A 22,278-nucleotide genomic window follows, 5' to 3' on the forward strand; every position below is an offset into this window, starting at 1 on the left:
GCCTCGTTACTCGATGACGACCAGCGGCTCGTCAAATTCTACCGGTTGACCACTTTCGACCAGGATAGCTTTCACGGTACCTGATTTGTCCGCTTCGATCTGGTTCATCATTTTCATGGCTTCAACGATGCACAGGGTATCGCCTACATTGACTTTCTGACCCACTTCGATGAACGCTTTAGCGTCCGGGCTCGGGGTGCGGTAGAAAGTACCAACCATTGGGGAACGTACGATGTGACCACTGATTTCTGCTGCGGCGGCTGCCGGCGCTTCTGCTGCCGGAGCAACTGCGTTAGACAGAGCAGGTTGCTGCTGCATCATTGGTGCAGCGTAGGCTTGTTGCATCACCGGGAAGCTACCTGCTGGCGCTGCGCGGCTGATGCGTACAGACTCTTCGCCTTCAGAAATTTCCAGTTCGGAGATGCCTGATTCTTCAACCAGCTCGATCAGTTTTTTAATCTTACGAATATCCATGAGTGGGTTCCGTACTCTTTGTTTAGTGTGATTGTGACAGGCATTAAGCGCTGTCTGTAAAGCGTGAGTCCCGATGGCAAAACGGCTTGCGCCTGCCAGGACGCCGGTATATTCCGCCTCAACGATTCATGTGAGACTTGTCGGTTAACATGCAGCGATTTGCTGCAATCCTCCGGCAAAAAACAAAATATACCTTCAATGCTCGATTGTCACCTTTTCAGCGGTCTAAAAACGCTGTCCAGGGAGCCAAGGTCGCACATTATAATGATTTCGTAGCAATTGGCAGCTAAATACTGGTCTTATCAGGGAAGATAATCAACCGCTAACACACAAATAACATCCGAGTCTCTGCATTTTGTAACCGACTGCACAGTTCGCCGAACTAGCGCCACCACTGGCGGAACTTCTTGTAACGGCAGGCCAAAAGCAGCAGTGCGAGCAGAGCATAAATGATGGGTTGAGGTGACAAAATCTTCACCGACCACAGATAATGTATCGGCGCGAGGATCGCCACCAGATAGACGAAGTTGTGCAAAAATTGCCAGCGCTTACCCAATTTTCGTTGTGCTGCCTGTGTTGATGTTAGCGTCAGCGCGAGCAGGATGAGCCAACTGATGATCCCAAGCGTTAAATACGGGCGCGTAATCAGTTCTCGTCCCAACAATCCGAGATTATGGATACCTAACTCTAGCAGCGCGTAACTGGTCAGATGCAGCGTAGCCCAGGCGAAACACCATAACCCCAGCAGACGACGGGTGCGTATCAATAATGGCTGTTTAGCGTAGCGTGCGAGCGGCGTGACCAGCAAGGCAGCGAGCAAAAATTTCAGAGCTGTCCTACCGGTAAAGTGCTGGATGTCCTTTACCGGATCGGCGCTGAGCCCGCCGTTGTTAATGGCCCAGAACAGCCAGAGAAATGGTAGCAATCCCGCCAGATGAAGCGCCACTTTCAGCCAGATAATCTGTTTTGCACTCAGCCGCACTTAGAAATTCTCCCGCAAATTCAGGCCGCGATACAGCGAGGCCACTTCATCGGCATAGCCGTTAAACAGTAGGGTGGGTTGCCGTTGGACATCCAGAATCCCGCCTGCGCCGATAAATCGTTCCGTTGCCTGCGACCAGCGCGGGTGATCAACATGCGGATTCACATTAGCGTAAAAACCGTACTCATCGGCAGCGGCAAGATTCCAGGTGGTGGGGGGCCGCTCGCGGGTCAGTTTAATGCTGACGATCGATTTAATGCCTTTAAAGCCATATTTCCACGGCACTGTCAGGCGTACAGGCGCGCCGTTTTGCGGCGGTAACGCTTTACCGTATACGCCAACGGTCAGCAGCGTCAGGGGATGTATCGCCTCATCCAGGCGCAATCCTTCGACATAAGGATATTTCAAACCGCCGCCAATGAAGCGATCTTTTTGTCCCGGCATGTCGTCCGGCGCATAAAGCGTCTCGAACGCGACATATTTTGCATTGCTGGTGGGTTCGACGAGCGCCAGCAGCTTATGTAAAGGAAAGCCAATCCACGGCACCACCATCGACCAGGCTTCAACACAGCGCATCCGGTAAATCCTCTCCTCTAAAGGAAAGCGTGTGGTGAGCGCATCGTGATCCAGGGTTAATGGTTTAGCCACTTCACCACTGATTTTCAACGTCCAGGGATCGGTTTTCATGCTGCCCGCATTGGCGGCAGGATCGGCCTTATCCAGACCAAACTCGTAGAAGTTGTTGTAGCCAGTGACTTTATCTTCTGGCGTTAAAGGCAGCGTGTTTTGCCATGCGGCGGGTTTGCTGAATTCCAGCGGTTTGCCGGCGGGCGCGGGTGGACGATCGTTGCCTTTGAACCAGCTCAACAGATCCGCCTGCGCGGATATCGGCAGCGACAGCGTGGCAGCCCCGATCCCCAGCGCTTTCAGCACCTGGCGGCGATGCATAAAGAAAGCCGATTCGGCAGTGACATCGGCTTCTTTGAGTGGACGTAATTTCTTCATAACAGACTCCAGGCGTACATATAATGCGTAGTTACTATGGCAGGGAGTCTGTCAGTGCGCAGCGAAATTTCGTTAATTAAGTGTAAATTTCTACGGCGTTTGTGTTTACTTCACTTTAACCAGCGTACGGCCTTGTACCTGGTTATTAATGATGGCATCGGCGAACTTCGGCGCCTCAGCCAGTGAAATTTCCGTTGCTGCCTGTGCATAGAATGATTCCGGTAAGTCATTCACCAGACGCTGCCAGGCCTGAGCACGGCGCGCCGGTGGCGTCATCACAGAATCCACCCCTTGCAGACGAACGTTGCGCAAAATAAACGGCATCACTGTCGTTGGCAGGGCAAAACCGCCCGCCAGACCACAGGCGGCGACACAGCCCCCGTAGTTCATTTGCGCAAGCACTTTCGCCAGCACTTTATCACCCACGGTATCAATTGCCCCGGCCCACAGTTGTTTTTCCAGTGGACGGGATTCGGCGAACTCATCACGACCCAGAATACGGCTTGCGCCCAACTGGCGGAGATAATCATGGGTGCTTTCACGTCCGGACACCGCAACAACCTGATAGCCCAGTTTATGCAGCAGCGCGACCGCGGTACTGCCGACACCGCCGCTGGCGCCGGTGACCACGATTTCACCGTCTTGCGGACGAATGCCCGCCTCTTCAAGCGCCATCACGCACAGCATGGCAGTAAACCCGGCAGTGCCGATCACCATCGCTTTACGGCTGTCCAGCCCTTTTGGCAGCGCAACCAGCCAGTCCGCTTTCACGCGTGCCTGTTCTGCCAGGCCACCCCAATGATTTTCGCCAACGCCCCAACCGGTCAGCAACACGTCCTGCCCCGCATGAAAACGAGGATCTTCGCTGGTCCGAACGGTGCCAGCGAAATCAATGCCAGGAATCATCGGAAAGTTGCGGATGATTTTTCCTTTTCCGGTGATGGCGAGCGCATCTTTATAGTTCAGACTGGACCAGTGGACATCCACTGTGACATCGCCTTCCGGCAGCCGACTTTCTTCAAGAGTCTGCACGGAAGCAAGGGTTTTACCGTCCTGCTGTTCTAAGATCAAAGCCTGCATAACCTGTCCTCAATTCTGCATGGTGGATTGGAAAATGACGTCTGAAGACTATACTCGCTAATTGAAACGTGAATCCGATGCAACGCAATAAATTGCCAGATACACCTGATTTGGTAGTATGCACTCACTCTTTGCGCAACCGGACGAATTTTGCGTTTGGTTAAGCAGTTTCGTGTCGCAATTCAACCGTCGGAGTTAACTCAAGGATGCGATTAACGACGAAATTCTCAGCTTTTGTCACGCTGCTCACCGGGTTAACGATCTTTGTCACCCTGATCGGCTGCTCGCTGAGCTTTTACAACGCCATCCAGTACAAGATGGCCCATCGTGTCCAGGCGGTGGCGACAGCCATTGACACGCATCTTGTTTCACGCGATTTCAAACAGTTAACATCGCAAATTGACGAACTGATGGTGTCTGCCGACGTCGTACGCGTCGATCTGCTGCAGGGTGAAAAGGTCATTTATAGCCAAACCCGTAACAGTAGCTATCGCCCGGTTGGCACCAGTAATCTCTTTCGCGAGCTCTCGGTTCCGCTGATGAAGCACCCGGGAATGACGATGGATCTGGTCTATCAGGATCCGATGGGCAACTATTTTCATTCACTGATGACGACGGCACCGCTCACGCTGGCCATTGGTTTTATTGTACTGATGCTGTTTCTGTCGGTACGTTGGCTACAGCGTCAACTTTCCGGTCAGGAACTGCTGGAGATGCGTTCGACGCGAATTTTGAATGGAGAACGGGGAGCCAGTGTACGGGGTACGGTCTATGAATGGCCGGCGCGCACCAGTAGCGCGCTGGATATGCTGTTGTCCGAAATCCAGAGCGCCCAGGAGCAGCGGAGCCGTCTCGATACGCTGATTCGCTCTTACGCCGCGCAGGACACCAAAACCGGCCTCAGCAATCGGCTCTTTTTTGACAACCAACTGGCGACGTTGCTGGACGATCAGGAGAAGATCGGCGCGCATGGCGTGGTGATGATGATTCGCCTGCCGGACTTTAACCTGTTGCGTGACAGTTGGGGGCGTAACCTCGCCGAAGAAGAACTGTTTAGTCTGATCAATTTATTGTCTACTTTTATGATGCGTTTTCCGGGGTCGCTACTGGCGCGCTACCATCGCAGCGACTTTGCCGTTTTGCTGCCGCACCGTACTTTGAAAGAGGCGGAAAGCGTAGCCGGACAACTTTTAAAAGCAGTCGATGCACTTCCGACTAATAAAATGCTCGATCGTGACGATATGGTACATATCGGCATTTGCGCCTGGCGTAGCGGGCAGTCGACTGAACAGGTGATGGAACATGCAGAGGCGGCGACCCGCAATGCTGTGTTGCAGGGCGGAAATAGCTGGGCGGTGTATGACGACTCGTTGCCGGAAAAAGGGCGTGGCAACGTGCGCTGGCGAACGCTGATTGAGCAGATGCTCAGCCGCGGCGGCCCGCGAATTTATCAGAAACCGGCCGTCACTCGGGACGGACATGTGCATCATCGGGAACTGATGTGCCGCATCTTTGATGGTAATGAAGAGGTCAGCACGGCGGAATACATGCCGATGGTTTTACAGTTCGGTTTATCAGAAGAGTATGACCGCTTACAAATAAGCCGCGTCATTCCGCTGCTAAACTACTGGCCGGAAGAGAATCTGGCGATGCAGGTGACGGTAGAGTCGCTGATTCGTCCACGTTTTCAGCGTTGGTTACGCGATACCTTGATGCAGTGTGAAAAATCGCAACGAAAACGCATAATTATTGAACTTGCGGAGGCGGATGTAGGTCAACACATCAGCCGGTTGCAGCCCGTTATCCGCTTAGTGAATGCATTAGGCGTTCGGGTTGCCGTCACGCAGGCGGGTTTAACGCTGGTGAGTACCAGCTGGATTAAGGAACTCAATGTGGAATTGATCAAGCTTCATCCGAGTCTGGTCAGGAACATTGAGAAGCGAACGGAAAACCAGTTGCTGGTTCAAAGCCTGGTGGAGGCGTGCTCAGGCACCAGCACCCAGGTTTACGCAACGGGTGTACGTTCGCGCGGTGAGTGGCAGACGCTGACAGCGCGTGGTGTTTCCGGTGGACAGGGGGATTTTTTTGCTGCCTCCCAGCCGCTGGATACCAATGTGAAAAAATATTCTCAAAGATACTCGGTTTAACCTGCCGTTTGTTCAGTTTTCACGTAGAATAACGCGCGCTGTGCCTTCATGGGGGTGTGCTTGTCTGCTCGCCATTTTGTAACAGCACATATGCAGGTGAATGACCTTAAACCGGTTGCAAATGAGGGCGAGGATTGCTGCTGAAGTACTCAGCCCTGAGGGACTCAGGTAGAGATTTGTAACAAAGGAAACGAACTGCACTAATTTTCACCGTAGCAGATGATTTTTGCGCCTTGTCGCTGCTGCGTGTGGTTGGTAAAGTAAGCGGATTTTGTTTTCCGCCCCAGCTTTCAGGATTATCCCTTAGTATGTTGAAAAAATTTCGTGGCATGTTTTCCAATGACTTGTCCATTGACCTGGGTACCGCGAATACCCTCATTTATGTAAAAGGACAAGGCATCGTATTGAATGAGCCTTCCGTTGTGGCCATTCGTCAGGATCGTGCCGGTTCACCGAAAAGCGTGGCTGCAGTAGGTCATGATGCGAAGCAGATGCTGGGTCGTACGCCGGGCAACATTGCTGCTATTCGCCCAATGAAAGACGGCGTTATTGCCGATTTCTTCGTGACTGAAAAAATGCTCCAGCACTTCATCAAGCAAGTGCACAGCAACAGCTTTATGCGTCCAAGCCCGCGTGTGCTGGTGTGCGTACCGGTTGGTGCCACTCAGGTTGAGCGTCGTGCTATTCGTGAATCCGCACAGGGCGCTGGCGCCCGCGAAGTCTTCCTGATTGAAGAGCCGATGGCGGCGGCAATCGGTGCGGGTCTGCCCGTTTCTGAGGCAACCGGCTCGATGGTTGTGGACATCGGTGGCGGTACGACGGAAGTCGCCGTTATCTCCCTGAACGGTGTGGTCTATTCTTCTTCTGTTCGTATCGGCGGCGATCGCTTCGATGAAGCCATCATTAATTATGTGCGCCGTAACTACGGTTCTCTGATCGGTGAAGCCACCGCAGAGCGTATCAAGCATGAAATTGGTTCTGCCTATCCGGGCGACGAAGTGCGCGAAATCGAAGTGCGCGGTCGTAACCTGGCAGAAGGTGTTCCTCGCGGCTTCACCCTGAACTCTAACGAGATTCTGGAAGCCCTGCAGGAGCCGCTGACCGGTATCGTTAGCGCGGTGATGGTTGCACTGGAACAGTGCCCGCCGGAACTGGCGTCTGATATCTCCGAGCGCGGAATGGTGCTCACTGGTGGTGGCGCGCTGTTGCGTAACCTTGATCGTCTGTTAATGGAAGAAACCGGTATTCCAGTTGTTGTCGCTGAAGACCCGCTGACCTGTGTGGCGCGTGGCGGCGGCAAAGCGCTGGAAATGATCGACATGCACGGCGGCGACCTGTTCAGCGAAGAGTAATCGGGTGCCGGCAGGAGAGCATTATGCTGTCCTGCCGACTCTGATACGAGAATACGCAAACTTATGAAGCCAATTTTTAGCCGTGGCCCCTCGCTACAGATTCGCCTTATTCTGGCGGTGTTGGTGGCGCTCGGCGTTATTATTGCCGACAGCCGCCTGGGTACGTTCAGTCAGATCCGTACCTACATGGATACCGCCGTCAGTCCTTTCTACTTTATTTCCAATGGTCCCCGTGAACTGCTTGATGGCGTCTCGCAAACGCTCGCCTCACGCGACCAGCTTGAGCTTGAAAACCGGGCGCTGCGCCAGGAACTGCTGCTGAAAAACAGTGAACTGTTGATGCTGGGGCAGTACAAACAGGAGAACGCGCGCCTGCGCGAGCTGCTGGGTTCGCCGCTGCGTCAGGATGAACAAAAGATGGTGACGCAGGTCATCTCCACGGTTAACGATCCCTACAGCGACCAGGTGGTTATCGACAAAGGCAGCGTGAACGGCGTTTACGAAGGCCAACCGGTAATCAGCGACAAAGGCGTTGTCGGTCAGGTCGTCGCGGTGGCGAAGCTGACCAGCCGCGTCCTGCTGATTTGTGATGCCACGCATGCCTTACCCATTCAGGTGTTGCGCAACGACATCCGGGTGATCGCGGCCGGTAACGGCTGCACCGACGATCTGCAACTCGAACACCTGCCAGCCAATACCGATATTCGCGTTGGCGATGTGCTGGTTACGTCTGGTCTGGGCGGTCGTTTCCCGGAAGGCTATCCGGTTGGCGTGGTCTCTTCCGTTAAGCTGGATACTCAACGTGCTTACACCGTGATTCAGGCGCGTCCTACTGCGGGCTTACAGCGTCTGCGCTATCTGCTGTTGCTGTGGGGGGCCGACCGTAACGGCGCCAACCCGATGACGCCGGAAGATGTGCATCGCGTGGCGAATGAACGTCTGATGCAGATGATGCCGCAAGTGTTGCCGTCTCCGGACATGATGGGGCCGCCGTCGCCCGTGCCTGCGCCAGCAACCGGTATCACGTCATCACCTGCCGCTCCGCCAGCGGGTGCGACGCCGCCTCCAGCGCGTGCGCCGGGAGGCCAGTAGTGGCAAGCTATCGTAGCCAGGGTCGCTGGGTTATCTGGCTCTCGTTCTTTATCGCTCTGTTATTGCAAGTGATGCCCTGGCCGGATGAGATCATTGTCTTTCGGCCAAACTGGGTGCTGCTTATTTTACTCTACTGGATCCTCGCCCTGCCGCATCGCGTCAATGTGGGCACAGGTTTCGTGATGGGTGCCATACTGGATCTCATTAGTGGTTCCACGCTTGGCGTGCGGGCATTGTCGATGAGCATCATCGCTTACCTGGTTGCGCTGAAATTTCAGCTCTTTCGCAATCTGGCGCTCTGGCAGCAGGCACTGGTGGTGATGTTGCTTTCGCTGGTGGTGGATATTATTGTTTTCTGGTCAGAGTTTTTAGTGATCAACGTCTCTTTCAGACCTGAAGTGTTCTGGAGTAGTGTAGTCAACGGAGTGCTCTGGCCGTGGCTTTTCTTGCTGATGCGTAAAGTCCGCCAGCAATTTGCAGTGCAATAAAGGTTTCTATGACATCTCTATACTTAGCTTCCGGTTCGCCGCGTCGTCAGGAACTGCTCACGCAGTTAGGCGTTTCTTTCGAACGTATAGTTACGGGAATCGAAGAAACGCGTGGCGAGGGGGAAAGCGCACAGCAATATGTGTCGCGTCTGGCGCGAGAAAAAGCCCAGGCCGGCGTGGCGCAGACGCCGCGCGATCTCCCTGTTCTGGGGGCGGATACCATCGTTATCCTCAATGGGGAAGTGTTAGAGAAGCCACGTGACGTACACCATGCGGCGCTGATGTTGCGCAAATTGTCCGGGCAAACGCATCAGGTGATGACGGCCGTTGCGCTGGCGGATAGCCAGTATGTGCTTGACTGCCTGGTGATAACCGAGGTGACGTTCAGAGCGTTGACGGATGCGGATATCGCTGACTATATCGCCAGCGGTGAACCGATGGATAAAGCAGGTGCATACGGTATTCAGGGGCAGGGTGGCTGTTTTGTCAGGAAGATAAATGGCAGCTATCACGCCGTAGTCGGCTTACCGCTGGTTGAAACGTATGAGTTGCTGAGCAATTTTAACTCACTGCGTGAGAAAAGGGATACACATGACGGCTGAATTGTTGGTAAACGTAACGCCATCGGAAACACGCGTGGCGTACATTGATGGCGGTATTCTGCAAGAAATTCATATTGAGCGCGAAGCGCGACGCGGGATCGTAGGCAATATCTACAAAGGTCGGGTCAGTCGCGTACTTCCGGGTATGCAGGCGGCTTTTGTAGATATTGGGCTGGATAAAGCCGCGTTTCTTCACGCTTCCGACATTATGCCGCACACCGAATGCGTGGCGGGTGAAGAGCAGAAGCAGTTTACTGTTCGCGATATTTCGGAGCTGGTGCGTCAGGGGCAAGATCTGATGGTGCAGGTGGTGAAAGATCCGTTGGGCACCAAAGGCGCGCGTCTGACCACCGACATCACTTTACCGTCTCGTTATCTGGTCTTTATGCCCGGCGCCTCGCATGTGGGTGTGTCTCAGCGTATCGAAAGTGAAGCCGAGCGTGAGCGCCTGAAGAAAGTGGTCGCTGAGTACTGTGACGAGCAGGGTGGATTTATCATCCGCACTGCGGCAGAAGGCGTTTGTGAAGACGATCTGGCGTCAGACGCCGCGTACCTCAAGCGCGTCTGGACCAAAGTGATGGAGCGCAAAAAGCGTCCGCAGACGCGTTACCAGATGTATGGCGAGCTGGCGCTGGCGCAGCGTGTACTGCGTGATTTTGCTGACGCACAGTTAGACCGCATTCGCGTGGATTCCCGTCTGACCTATGAAGCCCTGCTGGAGTTTACTGCGGAATACATCCCGGAAATGACCAGCAAGCTGGAGCATTACAGCGGACGCCAGCCGATTTTCGATCTCTTTGACGTTGAGAATGAAATCCAGCGAGCGCTGGAGCGCAAAGTGGAACTGAAATCCGGCGGCTATCTGATTATCGATCAAACTGAAGCGATGACCACCGTCGACATTAATACCGGCGCGTTTGTCGGTCATCGTAATCTTGATGACACCATCTTCAACACTAATATTGAAGCGACCCAGGCGATTGCCCGTCAGCTGCGACTGCGTAATCTCGGCGGTATCATTATTATCGATTTTATCGACATGAATAATGAGGATCACCGTCGCCGGGTTCTGCATTCGCTTGAGCAGGCGCTGAGTAAAGATCGGGTGAAAACCAGCATTAACGGTTTTTCGCAGTTGGGTCTGGTGGAGATGACGCGCAAGCGCACGCGTGAGAGTGTGGAGCATGTGCTGTGCAACGAATGTCCGACCTGTCACGGACGCGGCACGGTGAAGACGGTGGAAACTGTCTGCTATGAGATCATGCGTGAGATCGTTCGCGTGCACCACGCCTACGACTCCGACCGCTTCCTGGTCTATGCTTCTCCGGCAGTGGCGGAAACCCTGAAAGGGGAAGAGTCGCACGCGCTGGCGGAAGTTGAGATTTTTGTCGGCAAACAGGTGAAAGTACAAATTGAACCGCTCTATAACCAGGAGCAGTTTGACGTCGTAATGATGTAAACCGATACGGTGCCGCGTGACGGGCGGCGCATTTTCAGGCAGACAAGGAGAGACGCGTGAGGCGATTGCCGGGGATATTATTGCTCACTGGAGCCGCGCTCGTCGTTGTCGTAGCGCTGTTGGTCAGTGGTTTGCGCCTGGCATTACCGCATCTCGACAGTTGGCGTCCGACGATCCTCAGCAAAATTGAGTCTGCGACGGGGCTGCCGGTCAAGGCCAGCCAGATCTCCGCCAACTGGCAAAATTTTGGACCCACTCTCGAAGCACGTGATATCCGCGCGGAACTGAAAGACGGCGGCGAATTTTCGGTAAAACGCGTTACCCTGGGGCTGGATGTCTGGCAAAGTTTGCTGCACATGCGCTGGCAATTTCGCGATCTCACCTTCTGGCAACTGAATTTCCGTACCAACACGCCGATTGAACGCAGCGAAAGCGGTGACGGTCTGGAAGCCAGCCGAATCAACGATCTTTTCCTGCGCCAGTTCGATCACTTCGATCTCCGCGACAGTCAAATCAGCTTTCTGACGCTCTCCGGTCAGCGCGCCGAACTGGCGATTCCGCAACTGACCTGGGTTAATGGTAAAAACCGCCACCGCGCGGAAGGACAAGTCAGCCTCTCCAGTCTGACCGGTCAGCACGGCGTCATGCAGGTGCGCATGGATCTGCGTGATGATGAAGGGTTGCTGAATAATGGTCGGGTCTGGTTGCAGGCCGACGATATCGACGTGAAGCCGTGGCTGGGAAAATGGATGCAGGATAACGTGGCGCTGGAGACCGCGCGCTTTAGCCTCGAAGGTTGGATGACCATCAGCAAAGGTGAGATCGCCGGTGGCGATGTCTGGCTGAAACAGGGGGGCGCGAGCTGGAAAGGCGACAATAACCTCCATACGCTCTCTGTCGACAATCTGACGGCGCATATCAGTCGTGAACAGCCGGGCTGGCAGTTTTCTATTCCCGATACTCGCATCACGATGGACGGCAAGGCCTGGCCGCGCGGTGCGCTACAGCTCGCCTGGATCCCCGAGCAGGAAGTCGGTGGCGCAGACGGAAAACGCAGTGACGAACTGCGCATCCGCGCCAGCCATCTGGAGTTGACCGGGCTTGAGGGGCTACGCCCGATGGTGTCGAAGCTTTCGCCCGAGCTGGGTGACATCTGGCTTGCCACCCAACCGAGCGGAAATATCGATACCCTGGCGCTGGATATCCCGCTTCAGGCCACGGAAAAGACGCGTTTTCAGGCCTCATGGCGCGATCTGGCGTGGAAACAGTGGAAGCTGTTGCCAGGGGCAGAGCACTTCTCCGGAACGCTCTCCGGGAGTGTGGAAAATGGCGCGCTGACCGCGTCGATGAAACAGGCCAAAATGCCCTACGAAACGGTCTTCCGTGCGCCATTAGAAATTGAAGACGGCGTTGCCACGCTGAACTGGCTAAAGAATGACAACGGTTTTCAGCTGGACGGACGTAATATTGATGTGAAAGCGAAAGCGGTCCATGCGCGTGGCGGCTTCCGCTATCTACAGCCGACAGGCGATGACCCCTGGCTGGGGATTCTGGCGGGTATCAGCACTGATGACGGCTCTCAGGCCTGGCGTTACTTCCCGGAAAATCTGATGGGCAAGGCGCTGGTGGACTATCTCAGCGGTGCGATTCAGGGTGGAGAAGCGGAAAACGCGACGCTGGTGTATGGCGGTAATCCGCATTTGTTCCCGTACAAGCACAACGAAGGCCAGTTTGAAGTGCTGGTCCCATTACGCAATGCGAGATTTGCCTTTCAGCCGGACTGGCCTGCGCTGACCGACCTGAATATCGAGCTGGATTTCCTGAATGACGGCCTGTGGATGAAAACCGATGGCGTCAATTTAGGCGGCGTGAAGGCCACGAACCTGACGGCGGTCATCCCGGACTACGCCAAAGAGAAGTTGCTGATTGATGCTGATATTCAGGGGCCAGGCAAGGCGGTAGGTCCGTATTTTGACGACACGCCGTTGAAGGATTCGCTGGGTGCCACGCTTGAGCAACTGCAGATCGACGGCGATGTGAATGCTCGCTTACATCTGGATATCCCGCTGGACGGCGAATTAGTTACCGCAAAAGGCGATGTGTCGCTGCGCGATAATAGCCTCTTCATCAAACCGCTCGACAGCACCCTGAAAAACCTCAGCGGCAAATTCAGCTTTACCAATGGCAACCTGAAAAGCGAGCTGATGACGGCGAACTGGTTTAATCAGCCAGTGAACGTTGATTTCGCCACCACGGAAGGGACGAAAGCCTATCAGGTTGCGGTGAATCTTAACGGTAACTGGCAGCCCGCTCGTACTGGCGTTCTGCCATCACAAATTAATGACGCGCTCAGCGGCAGTCTGACGTGGGACGGTAAAGTGGGTATCGACCTACCGTATCATTCCGGCACGACCTACAACGTTGAGCTGAACGGCGATCTCAGGAATGTGAGCAGTCACTTACCTTCTCCGCTGGATAAAAGCGCGGGTGAGGCATTACCCGTTAAAATTAAAGCAACGGGCGACCTGCGCAGCTTTACGCTGACCGGTAGCGCCGGACAGGAAAATCATTTTAACAGCCGCTGGCTGTTAAATCAGAAGCTGACGCTGGATCGCGCGATCTGGACGGCGGAAAGCCGGACGCCGCCGCCTTTGCCTGAACGCGAAGGCATTGAGCTGAATCTGCCCGCGATGGATGGCGCACAATGGCTGGCCCTGTTCCAGAAAGGTGCGGCGGACAACGTTGGTGCCAACGCGAACTTCCCGCAACACATTACGCTGCGCACGCCAGCGTTAACGCTGGGCGGACAACAGTGGAACAACCTGAGCCTCGTGTCTGAACCGGCATCGAATGGCACTAAAGTCGAGGCGCAGGGGCGTGAGATCAACGCAACGCTGGCAATGCGCAATAACGCACCGTGGCTGGCAAATATCAAATACCTCTATTACAACCCCACCGTGGCCAAAACGGATAACAGCGACACGCCGGCATCGGCATTTGCATCCGTAGAACGCGTTAGTTTCCGTGGCTGGCCTGACGTCCAGTTACGCTGTGAAGAGTGCTGGATGTGGGGACAGAAATACGGACGCATCGATGCGGATGTGGCCATTCAGGGTGACACTCTGAACCTGAGTAACGGTCTGCTGGACACCGGTTTCACCAGGCTGACGGCGGACGGACAGTGGGTTAACACCCCTGGCAGCGAGCGTACCTCTTTAAAAGGAAAACTGCGGGGTAACAAAATTGACGCCGCGGCAGGGTTCTTTGGCGTCTCTACACCGATTCGCAACGCGTCGTTCAACGTGGATTACGATCTGCACTGGCGCAATCCGCCGTGGAAGCCGGAGGAAGCCTCGCTGAACGGCATTATCCGCACCCGTCTGGGTAAAGGGGAGATCACCGAGCTAAGCACCGGGCACGCGGGACAGTTGCTGCGCTTGCTGAGCTTTGACGCGCTGCTGCGTAAACTACGCTTCGATTTTAGCGATACCTTCAATGAAGGTTTTTACTTCGACTCCATTCGCAGCACTGCCTGGATCAAAGACGGCATATTGCATACGGACGACACGCTGGTAGACGGGCTGGAAGCGGATATCGCCATGAAAGGGTCGGTCAACCTGGTGCGCCGCGAGCTGGATATTGAAGCGGTGGTGGCACCGGAAATCTCCGCCACGGTGGGGGTAGCCGCCGCGTTTGCGGTGAACCCGATCGTTGGTGCGGCAGTCTTTGCCGCCAGTAAAGTGCTAGGACCGCTATGGAGTAAAGTCTCGATTCTGCGCTATCGGATCACCGGTCCGGTCGACAAACCACAAATCAACGAAGTCCTGCGCCAGCCGCGGAAAGAAAATTCGCAATGATTTGACGGGGGCAAGGAATTGCCCCACTCTCAGTACATAGATCCTCTATCTGCAGTCATTAACGAGTAGCAATAACGATGAGTCTGAACCTGGTAAGTGAACAATTGCTAGCGGCGAACGGCCTGAAACATCAGGATCTGTTTGCCATTCTGGGCCAACTGGCCGAACGTCGTCTTGATTACGGCGATCTCTATTTTCAGTCGAGCTATCACGAATCCTGGGTTTTAGAAGACCGCATCATTAAAGATGGTTCTTACAATATCGATCAGGGTGTTGGTGTTCGCGCAGTGAGCGGTGAAAAAACCGGGTTTGCCTATGCTGACCAGATCAGTCTGCAGGCGCTGGAACAGAGTGCGCGCGCCGCGCGTACCATCGTGCGTGACAATGGCGACGGGAAAGTGAAGACCCTCGGTGCCGTTGAGTATCCTGCGCTGTACACCTCTGTCGATCCGCTGCAAAGCATGAGCCGTGAAGAGAAGCTCGATATCCTGCGCCGCGTCGATAAAGTTGCCCGTGAAGCGGATAAACGCGTGCAGGAAGTGTCGGCCAGCCTGACCGGCGTGTATGAATTGATCCTCGTTGCCGCTACTGACGGGACACTGGCCGCCGATGTGCGTCCGCTGGTGCGCCTGTCGGTCAGCGTACAGGTGGAAGAAGACGGTAAACGTGAGCGCGGCGCCAGCGGTGGCGGTGGGCGTTTTGGCTACGATTATTTCCTCGCCGATCTGGATGGCGACGTCCGCGCCGACGCGTGGGCGAAAGAGGCCGTACGCATGGCGCTGGTGAACCTGTCTGCGGTTGCTGCGCCTGCCGGGACGCTGCCCGTTGTGTTGGGGGCTGGCTGGCCTGGCGTACTGCTGCACGAAGCGGTGGGACATGGCCTGGAAGGGGACTTTAACCGTCGCGGCACATCGGTATTCAGCGGTCATATGGGCGAACTGGTCGCCTCTGAACTGTGCACCGTGGTGGACGATGGGACGATGGCGGATCGCCGGGGGTCGGTGGCCATTGACGACGAAGGCACGCCGGGTCAATACAATGTATTGATCGAAAACGGCATTTTGAAAGGTTACATGCAGGACAAACTGAATGCGCGGCTGATGGGCGTTGCGCCGACCGGAAACGGTCGCCGCGAGTCTTACGCGCATCTGCCGATGCCGCGTATGACCAACACCTATATGCTGCCGGGTAAATCCACGCCGCAGGAGATCATTGAGTCCGTAGAGTACGGGATCTATGCGCCAAACTTTGGCGGCGGTCAGGTGGATATCACCTCCGGTAAGTTCGTTTTCTCTACCTCAGAGGCGTATCTGATTGAGAACGGCAAAGTGACGAAGCCGGTGAAAGGGGCCACGTTGATTGGTTCGGGTATCGAAGCGATGCAGCAGATTTCGATGGTCGGTAACGACCTGAAGCTGGATAACGGCGTCGGCGTCTGTGGCAAAGAAGGCCAGAGCCTGCCGGTGGGCGTGGGTCAACCAACGCTGAAAGTGGATAACCTGACGGTCGGCGGCACCGCCTGACTGTCAGTTGCCGGATAGTGGTTTACGCCTGTCCGGTCAACAACTGATGCTCCCATAGGCCCGGTAAGCGGCAGCGCCACCGGGCAATTTCTCACTTTTCTTTTCCCCGACCATACATTCCCTGAAAAATCTGTGCCACGTCGACGAAATAGTCGGTCAAATAGTTAATCACTACCTGTACTTTCAGCGGCAGTTTGTCTTTTTCGGTATACAGTGCATAGACCGGACGCGGATCGGACTGGTAGCGCGGCAATAAGATCTCAAGTTCGCCCCGGTTGATCTCATTGATAACCCACATCAGCGGGACGTAGGCAACCCCTGCGCCGGCGGTCAGCCAGCGGCTGAGGGTCATTGGATCGTTGGTCACAAAGCGTCCCTGTGGGATCAGTCGCGTGGAGATCCCTTCCGGGGCGATCAGCTCAAACTCATTATCCGGACGCACGCTGTATTCCAGCCAGGAGTGGTTGGTGAGATCGGCCGGTTTTTCCGGTGTCCCATACTGTGCGAGATAGCGTTTCGCCGCGCATAACACCATCGGCATTGCACCCAGGCGACGGGAAAACAGGCTTGAATCCTGGAGGGCACCCACGCGGATAACCACATCCAGACCGTCGGCAATCAGGTCGGGGGCCGGAATACCGGTGACCAGATTGACCGTCAGGCCAGGGTGCTCTTTGAGCATTTTAGCGGTGATCCCCGCGAGGACATTTTGTGCCATGGTTGAAGAACAACCAATGCGCAGCGTACCAATCGGCGTGTTGTTAAAGGCATAAAGCTGCTCGTGAACATCCTGCACTTCATGCAGCATACGCCGACAGCCCTGATAATAAATTTTCCCGGCTTCAGTCAAGCCAATGCTACGCGTGCTGCGGTTCAGCAGCTTGACCTGCAGCTCATCTTCCAGTTTTGCCACCGTCTGGCTAATCGACGAAACACTCATTTGTAGCTGTCTGGCAGCGGCGGTGAAGGAACCAAGTTCCACCACTTTCGCGAACACCGACATGCGCTTTAATCGTTCCATTATTCACTCTGGCTTAAAAGTGATTTAGATCACATATTATAGATAACAGCATAACAATTACGGTAATATATTATTATTCAAATAAAGGCTATGTCGCTCTCGCCTGGCTTTCCTTGCCCTTCTCCGCGTCGACATTTGCTGAAAACTGTATCGCCTGCACTCTCTACAATATCAAGGTCAATATGAGTCTGTTTCCCGTTATTGTGGTGTTTGGTCTGTCCTTCCCACCGATATTCTTTGAATTGCTTCTGTCACTGGCGATTTTCTGGCTGGTGCGCCGGGTGCTTGTGCCTACGGGCATCTATGATTTTGTCTGGCATCCGGCTCTGTTTAATACTGCGCTGTATTGCTGTCTCTTTTACTTGATATCGCGCCTGTTCGTTTGAGGTTGAAGTGAAAACACTAACAAGAAAAATCTCCCGTACGGCCATTACCCTCGTACTGGTCATCCTGGCGTTCATCGCTATTTTTCGCGCCTGGGTCTATTACACTGAATCACCGTGGACGCGTGATGCCCGATTCAGCGCAGACGTGGTTGCCATCGCGCCGGACGTTGCCGGGCTCATCACTGCCGTTAAGGTGCATGATAATCAACTGGTGAAGAAAGATCAGGTGCTGTTCACCATCGATCAACCGCGCTACCAAAAAGCGCTGGAAGAGGCCGAAGCCGACGTCGCCTATTATCAGGTGCTGGCGCAAGAGAAACGCCAGGAAGCCGGACGTCGTAACCGTCTTGGCGTCCAGGCGATGTCCCGTGAAGAGATTGATCAGGCCAATAACGTGCTGCAAACCGTATTACATCAGTTGGCTAAAGCGCAGGCGACTCGCGACCTCGCCAGGTTAGATCTCGAACGCACCGTCATTCGCGCGCCTGCGGATGGTTGGGTGACTAACCTGAACGTCTATACCGGTGAGTTTATTACCCGAGGCTCTACCGCCGTGGCGCTGGTGAAACAGAACTCCTTCTATGTGCTGGCCTATATGGAAGAGACCAAGCTGGAGGGCGTCCGTCCGGGCTATCGCGCAGAAATTACCCCGTTGGGTAGCAATAAGGTGTTAAAAGGGCGAGTCGATAGCATCGCGGCAGGGGTCACCAATGCCAGCAGTACCCGCGACGATAAAGGCATGGCGACGATCGATTCCAATCTGGAATGGGTACGCCTGGCGCAGCGCGTTCCGGTGCGTATCCAGCTTGACGATCAGCAGGAAAATCTGTGGCCTGCCGGCACCACGGCGACTGTCGTGATCACCGGCAAGCAGGATCGTGACGAAAATAATGATTCGTTCTTCCGTAAAATGGCGCACCGTCTGCGCGAATTTGGTTAATCGCGATGGGCATTTTTTCCATCGCCAACCAGCACATTCGCTTTGCGGTCAAACTGGCCTGCGCGATTGTCCTGGCGCTGTTTGTTGGCTTTCACTTTCAGCTTGAAACACCACGCTGGGCGGTGCTGACGGCGGCGATTGTCGCGGCGGGTCCGGCCTTTGCCGCCGGCGGCGAACCGTATTCTGGCGCGATTCGTTATCGCGGGATGTTGCGCATTGTCGGCACCTTTATTGGTTGTATTGCGGCACTGGTGATCATCATTGCGATGATCCGCGCACCTTTGCTGATGATTCTGGTGTGCTGTATCTGGGCGGGGTTTTGTACGTGGATCTCTTCGCTGGTGCGCGTTGAGAACTCCTATGCATGGGGGTTATCGGGCTACACCGCGCTGATTATTGTCATCACTATTCAAACCGAACCGCTGCTTACGCCGCAGTTTGCTGTAGAACGCTGTAGCGAGATTGTCATCGGGATTGTCTGCGCCATTATCGCAGATCTGCTCTTTTCTCCACGATCGATCAAGCAAGAGGTCGATCGTGAGCTGGATAGCCTGCTGGTGGCGCAGTACCAACTGATGCAGTTGTGCATTAAACATGGCGATAGCGAAGAAGTGGACAAAGCCTGGGGCGATCTGGTACGTCGGGCCACGGCGCTGGAAGGAATGCGCAGCAACCTGAACATGGAATCCTCCCGCTGGGCGCGGGCGAATCGCCGCCTGAAGGCGATCAATACCCTGTCGCTGACCATGATTACGCAATCTTGCGAAACCTATCTGATCCAGAACACGCGTCCTGAGCTGATCACCGATACCTTCCGCGAGTTTTTCGCCATGCCGGTTGAAACCGCGCAGGATGTGCATAAGCAGCTTAAGCGCCTGCGCCGGGTGATTGCCTGGACCGGTGAGCGTGAAACGCCCGTCACGCTATATACCTGGGCTGGGGCGGCAACGCGCTATCTGCTGCTGAAGCGTGGCGTGATCAGCAATACCAAAATCAGCGCCACGGAAGAGGAGGTGTTGCAGGGAGAACCAGTGGTGAAAGTCGAGTCCGCGGAACGTCACCATGCCATGGTGAACTTCTGGCGCACCACGCTCTCTTGTGTGCTGGGAACGCTGTTCTGGCTGTGGACAGGCTGGACTTCCGGTAACGGCGCAATGGTGATGATTGCGGTGGTGACTTCGCTGGCGATGCGTCTGCCGAACCCACGCATGGTCGCTATCGACTTTATCTACGGTACGCTTGCCGCGCTGCCGTTGGGGGCGCTCTATTTTCTGGTGATCCTCCCCAATACCCAACAGAGCATGCTGTTGCTTTGTCTGAGCCTCGCGGTGCTGGGATTCTTTTTGGGGATCGAAGTACAGAAGCGGCGTCTGGGGTCGATGGGCGCGCTGGCCAGTACCATTAACATTATCGTGTTGGATAACCCGATGACCTTCCACTTCAGCCAGTTCCTGGACAGTGCGTTAGGGCAGATTGTGGGCTGCGTACTGGCCTTTCTGGTCATTGTGATTGTGCGCGATAATTCTCGCGATCGTACGGGTCGTGTGCTGCTCAACCAGTTTGTTTCTGCGGCGGTGTCAGCGATGACCACCAACGTGGTACGACGCAAAGAGAACCATCTTCCCGCGCTTTATCAGCAGCTGTTTCTGTTGATGAATAAATTCCCGGGGGATTTGCCGAAGTTCCGTCTGGCGCTGACCATGATCATTGCGCACCAGCGTCTGCGGGATGCGCCGATTCCGGTCAACGACGATCTCTCCGCGTTCCACCAGCAGTTGCGTCGTACGGCGGATCATGTCATTTCAGCCGTGAATGACGACAAGCGTCGACGCTACTTTGGTCAGCTACTGGATGAGCTGGACGTGTATCAGGAAAAGCTGCGAGTCTGGGAAGCGCCCCCGCAGGTCACTGAACCGGTGAAACGACTGACCGGTATGTTGCACAAGTACCAGCATGCGCTAACCGACAGCTAACCCTCAGAAACCGATGCCAAAAGCGTCGGTTTTTTTATGGCTATACTTATTCGATGTGCGCAATGCAGGACATCAGAAGGAGAAAACACCATGCAAACGCTTCAGGACAACGAACTTTTTCAGACGGGATATCTGGTTGATGGGCAGTGGAAAACGCTTGATACCACCTTTGATGTGATCAATCCGGCGACCGGCGACACGATCGCGAAGGTGGCGAAAGCAGGAAAACAGCAGACCGAGGAGGCGATTGCCGCGGCCAGTAAGGCATTTCCTGCCTGGCGGGCAAAAACGGCAAAAGAGCGCTCGGCAATTCTGTACCGTTGGTATGAATTGATCATCGAAAACAAAAGCTGGCTAGGACGGTTGATGACCACCGAACAGGGGAAACCGCTGAAAGAAGCCGAGGGTGAGGTCGAATACGCTGCCAGCTTTATCCAATGGTTTGCCGAGCAGGCGAAGCGTGCCAATGGCGAAATTATCCCGCCGATCAAACCCGGCTCTTGCATTCTGGCGACCCGCGAACCGATTGGCGTCGTGGCAGCCATTACGCCGTGGAATTTCCCGATGGCGATGCTGACCCGTAAGCTCGGCCCGGCGCTGGCGGCGGGCTGTACCGGGGTGATAAAACCGGCCAATAACACGCCGCTGAGTGCCTTTGCGTTGCTCACGCTGGCGAAGAAAGCGGGGGTCCCTGATGGCGTGCTCAATGCCGTAGCGGGCAATACACCGGAAATCAGCGATGCCATCATGGCAAGCCATGCGGTGCGCAAAATTTCGTTCACCGGTTCAACGGCTGTCGGCAAAACGCTGGTGCGTAACGCAGCGGAAACCATGAAAAAAGTGTCGATGGAACTCGGTGGCAATGCTCCCTATATCGTGTTTGACGATGCGGACATCGATGCGGCGGTAAAAGGCGCTATTGCCAATAAGTTCCGTAATGCCGGGCAGGTTTGTGTCAGCGTGAACCGTTTTTATATCCAGGAGAGTGTCTACGACGAATTCACCCGCAGACTGGCTGATGCGGTTCAGGCATTGCAGGTGGGGAATGGCCTGGATGACGGCGTCGTCGTCGGGCCGCTGATCGAACCGTCTGCGGTCGATAAAGTGCGTGAGCATGTGGAAGATGCCGTTGCGAAAGGAGCCAAAGTGCTGGCGGGCGGGAAAGCGCACACACTCGGCGGTAACTTCTGGCAACCAACGGTATTGGGTGAATGTCGTGATGACATGAAACTGGCGAGCGAAGAGACGTTTGGACCGGTTGCCGCTTGCTTCCGCTTTACCCGAGAAGAAGAGGTAATTGAGCGCGCGAACAACACGCCGTTTGGCCTGGCCGCTTACTTCTATACGCAAAACCTACAACGGGTGTTCCGCGTCTCTCAGGCTATTGAGAGCGGTATGATCGGGATAAACGAATGTGCGGTTTCCACCGAGTTGGGACCGTTTGGCGGGGTGAAAGAGTCCGGGCTGGGACGTGAAGGATCGGTTCTGGGGTTAGACGAATTTCTGGAAGTGAAAACCCTGCATATTGGCGGCCTGTAGTCAGACCGATATCGGGAAGGTGGCGATAGATGAATATCTATACATTTGATTTTGATGAAATTGAGGATCAGGACGACTTTTATCGTGAGTTTGCGCGAATGTTTGGCCTGGCCAAAGAGAAAGTAAGCGATCTCGACTCTCTGTGGGACATCATCATGAGTGAAGCGCTGCCGTTACCGCTGGAGATCGAGTTTGTACATCTACCCGAGAAATCACGCCGGCGTTATGGCGCACTGATTTTGTTGTTTGATGAAGCAGAAGAAGAACTGGAAGGTCAGTTGCGTTTTAATGTTCGTCATTGAGAGATAAAAAAGCCCCCGACAGTCGGGGGCAAGGTCGTCGGACTAGACGACGAGGG

At 54.8% G+C, this 22,278-nt stretch carries 18 protein-coding genes; 13 read left to right on the top strand and 5 right to left on the bottom strand.

The features are described from left to right. Positions 1–6 precede the first annotated feature (6 nt). The 4 genes from accB to acuI form a co-directional block, all read right to left on the bottom strand. Positions 7–474, bottom strand: a complete 468-nt coding sequence (gene accB, locus KI228_RS02465) for an acetyl-CoA carboxylase biotin carboxyl carrier protein (protein ID WP_042998342.1) — start codon at positions 472–474, stop codon at positions 7–9. A 382-nt stretch (positions 475–856) separates the two neighbouring features. Further along, on the bottom strand, positions 857–1,456 hold the full coding sequence (msrQ, locus tag KI228_RS02470; protein WP_058587500.1) for a protein-methionine-sulfoxide reductase heme-binding subunit MsrQ: 600 nt from the start codon (positions 1,454–1,456) through the stop codon (positions 857–859). After that, positions 1,457–2,461 carry a protein-methionine-sulfoxide reductase catalytic subunit MsrP gene (gene msrP, locus KI228_RS02475; protein WP_104010273.1) on the bottom strand — a complete coding sequence of 335 codons (1,005 nt, stop codon included), beginning with the start codon at positions 2,459–2,461 and terminating at the stop codon, positions 1,457–1,459. 105 nt (positions 2,462–2,566) lie between these two features. Then, positions 2,567–3,541 carry an acrylyl-CoA reductase (NADPH) gene (acuI, locus tag KI228_RS02480; RefSeq protein ID WP_061069298.1) on the bottom strand — a complete coding sequence of 325 codons (975 nt, stop codon included), beginning with the start codon at positions 3,539–3,541 and terminating at the stop codon, positions 2,567–2,569. 206 nt (positions 3,542–3,747) lie between these two features. Between acuI and csrD the strand changes: the two genes are divergently transcribed. From csrD to tldD, 8 genes are all read left to right on the top strand, one after another. Continuing rightward, positions 3,748–5,688: an RNase E specificity factor CsrD gene (csrD, locus tag KI228_RS02485; RefSeq protein WP_044263678.1), complete on the top strand. Its 1,941-nt coding sequence runs from the start codon at positions 3,748–3,750 to the stop codon at positions 5,686–5,688. A gap of 308 nt (positions 5,689–5,996) precedes the next feature. Beyond that, the gene (gene mreB, locus KI228_RS02490; RefSeq protein ID WP_000913396.1) at positions 5,997–7,040 is read left to right on the top strand and encodes a rod shape-determining protein MreB; all 1,044 of its coding nucleotides are present in this window, start codon (positions 5,997–5,999) and stop codon (positions 7,038–7,040) included. 63 nt (positions 7,041–7,103) lie between these two features. After that, a complete protein-coding gene (mreC, locus tag KI228_RS02495) occupies positions 7,104–8,132 on the top strand; it encodes a rod shape-determining protein MreC (RefSeq protein WP_042998337.1) in 1,029 nt (342 codons plus the stop codon). Then, positions 8,132–8,620 (top strand): rod shape-determining protein MreD, encoded by a 489-nt coding sequence (gene mreD, locus KI228_RS02500; protein ID WP_042998336.1) that lies wholly within the window; start codon positions 8,132–8,134, stop codon positions 8,618–8,620. Before mreC ends, mreD begins: the two co-directional genes overlap by 1 nt. Positions 8,621–8,628: 8 nt before the next feature. Continuing rightward, positions 8,629–9,222 carry a Maf family protein gene (locus KI228_RS02505; RefSeq protein WP_044263676.1) on the top strand — a complete coding sequence of 198 codons (594 nt, stop codon included), beginning with the start codon at positions 8,629–8,631 and terminating at the stop codon, positions 9,220–9,222. After that, positions 9,212–10,681 (top strand): ribonuclease G, encoded by a 1,470-nt coding sequence (gene rng, locus KI228_RS02510; RefSeq protein WP_042998334.1) that lies wholly within the window; start codon positions 9,212–9,214, stop codon positions 10,679–10,681. The genes KI228_RS02505 and rng overlap by 11 nt, the downstream gene beginning before the upstream one ends. A gap of 56 nt (positions 10,682–10,737) precedes the next feature. Beyond that, positions 10,738–14,538, top strand: coding sequence for an AsmA2 domain-containing protein YhdP (gene yhdP / locus KI228_RS02515; protein WP_061069297.1), 3,801 nt, complete (start codon positions 10,738–10,740; stop codon positions 14,536–14,538). Between the two features lie 77 nt (positions 14,539–14,615). Then, complete coding sequence (gene tldD, locus KI228_RS02520) at positions 14,616–16,061, top strand: metalloprotease TldD (RefSeq protein ID WP_061069296.1); 1,446 nt, start codon at positions 14,616–14,618, stop codon at positions 16,059–16,061. Positions 16,062–16,152: 91 nt separating this feature from the next. Here the strand turns inward: tldD and aaeR are convergent, their stop codons facing one another. After that, on the bottom strand, positions 16,153–17,082 hold the full coding sequence (gene aaeR / locus KI228_RS02525; RefSeq protein ID WP_061069295.1) for an HTH-type transcriptional activator AaeR: 930 nt from the start codon (positions 17,080–17,082) through the stop codon (positions 16,153–16,155). Positions 17,083–17,264: 182 nt separating this feature from the next. Here aaeR and aaeX point away from each other — a divergent pair, with 182 nt between their 5' ends. The 5 genes from aaeX to KI228_RS02550 all read left to right on the top strand — a co-directional run bounded on the left by aaeX (position 17,265) and on the right by KI228_RS02550 (position 22,222). Continuing rightward, positions 17,265–17,468, top strand: coding sequence for a p-hydroxybenzoic acid efflux pump operon protein AaeX (aaeX, locus tag KI228_RS02530; RefSeq protein WP_000051841.1), 204 nt, complete (start codon positions 17,265–17,267; stop codon positions 17,466–17,468). Between the two features lie 7 nt (positions 17,469–17,475). Next, positions 17,476–18,408, top strand: a complete 933-nt coding sequence (gene aaeA, locus KI228_RS02535) for a p-hydroxybenzoic acid efflux pump subunit AaeA (protein ID WP_042998330.1) — start codon at positions 17,476–17,478, stop codon at positions 18,406–18,408. A 5-nt stretch (positions 18,409–18,413) separates the two neighbouring features. Continuing rightward, the gene (gene aaeB, locus KI228_RS02540; RefSeq protein WP_044255975.1) at positions 18,414–20,381 is read left to right on the top strand and encodes a p-hydroxybenzoic acid efflux pump subunit AaeB; all 1,968 of its coding nucleotides are present in this window, start codon (positions 18,414–18,416) and stop codon (positions 20,379–20,381) included. 90 nt (positions 20,382–20,471) lie between these two features. Beyond that, a complete protein-coding gene (locus KI228_RS02545; protein ID WP_061069294.1) occupies positions 20,472–21,920 on the top strand; it encodes an NAD-dependent succinate-semialdehyde dehydrogenase in 1,449 nt (482 codons plus the stop codon). 29 nt (positions 21,921–21,949) lie between these two features. Continuing rightward, the gene (locus KI228_RS02550; RefSeq protein WP_042324989.1) at positions 21,950–22,222 is read left to right on the top strand and encodes a barstar family protein; all 273 of its coding nucleotides are present in this window, start codon (positions 21,950–21,952) and stop codon (positions 22,220–22,222) included. Positions 22,223–22,278: the final 56 nt, after the last annotated feature.

The sequence above is a fragment of the Citrobacter amalonaticus genome (assembly GCF_018323885.1).
GTDB lineage: Bacteria > Pseudomonadota > Gammaproteobacteria > Enterobacterales > Enterobacteriaceae > Citrobacter_A > Citrobacter_A amalonaticus.

What these genes read in the sequence shown, in the direction of transcription:
- accB (WP_042998342.1), bottom strand. Translation starts at nt 474, where the DNA reads ATGGATATTCGTAAGATTAAAAAACTGATCGAGCTGGTTGAAGAATCA.
- msrP (WP_104010273.1), bottom strand. Translation starts at nt 2,461, where the DNA reads ATGAAGAAATTACGTCCACTCAAAGAAGCCGATGTCACTGCCGAATCG.
- acuI (WP_061069298.1), bottom strand. Translation starts at nt 3,541, where the DNA reads ATGCAGGCTTTGATCTTAGAACAGCAGGACGGTAAAACCCTTGCTTCC.
- csrD (WP_044263678.1), top strand. Translation starts at nt 3,748, where the DNA reads ATGCGATTAACGACGAAATTCTCAGCTTTTGTCACGCTGCTCACCGGG.
- mreB (WP_000913396.1), top strand. Translation starts at nt 5,997, where the DNA reads ATGTTGAAAAAATTTCGTGGCATGTTTTCCAATGACTTGTCCATTGAC.
- mreC (WP_042998337.1), top strand. Translation starts at nt 7,104, where the DNA reads ATGAAGCCAATTTTTAGCCGTGGCCCCTCGCTACAGATTCGCCTTATT.
- KI228_RS02505 (WP_044263676.1), top strand. Translation starts at nt 8,629, where the DNA reads ATGACATCTCTATACTTAGCTTCCGGTTCGCCGCGTCGTCAGGAACTG.
- rng (WP_042998334.1), top strand. Translation starts at nt 9,212, where the DNA reads ATGACGGCTGAATTGTTGGTAAACGTAACGCCATCGGAAACACGCGTG.
- tldD (WP_061069296.1), top strand. Translation starts at nt 14,616, where the DNA reads ATGAGTCTGAACCTGGTAAGTGAACAATTGCTAGCGGCGAACGGCCTG.
- aaeR (WP_061069295.1), bottom strand. Translation starts at nt 17,082, where the DNA reads ATGGAACGATTAAAGCGCATGTCGGTGTTCGCGAAAGTGGTGGAACTT.
- aaeX (WP_000051841.1), top strand. Translation starts at nt 17,265, where the DNA reads ATGAGTCTGTTTCCCGTTATTGTGGTGTTTGGTCTGTCCTTCCCACCG.
- aaeB (WP_044255975.1), top strand. Translation starts at nt 18,414, where the DNA reads ATGGGCATTTTTTCCATCGCCAACCAGCACATTCGCTTTGCGGTCAAA.
- KI228_RS02545 (WP_061069294.1), top strand. Translation starts at nt 20,472, where the DNA reads ATGCAAACGCTTCAGGACAACGAACTTTTTCAGACGGGATATCTGGTT.
- KI228_RS02550 (WP_042324989.1), top strand. Translation starts at nt 21,950, where the DNA reads ATGAATATCTATACATTTGATTTTGATGAAATTGAGGATCAGGACGAC.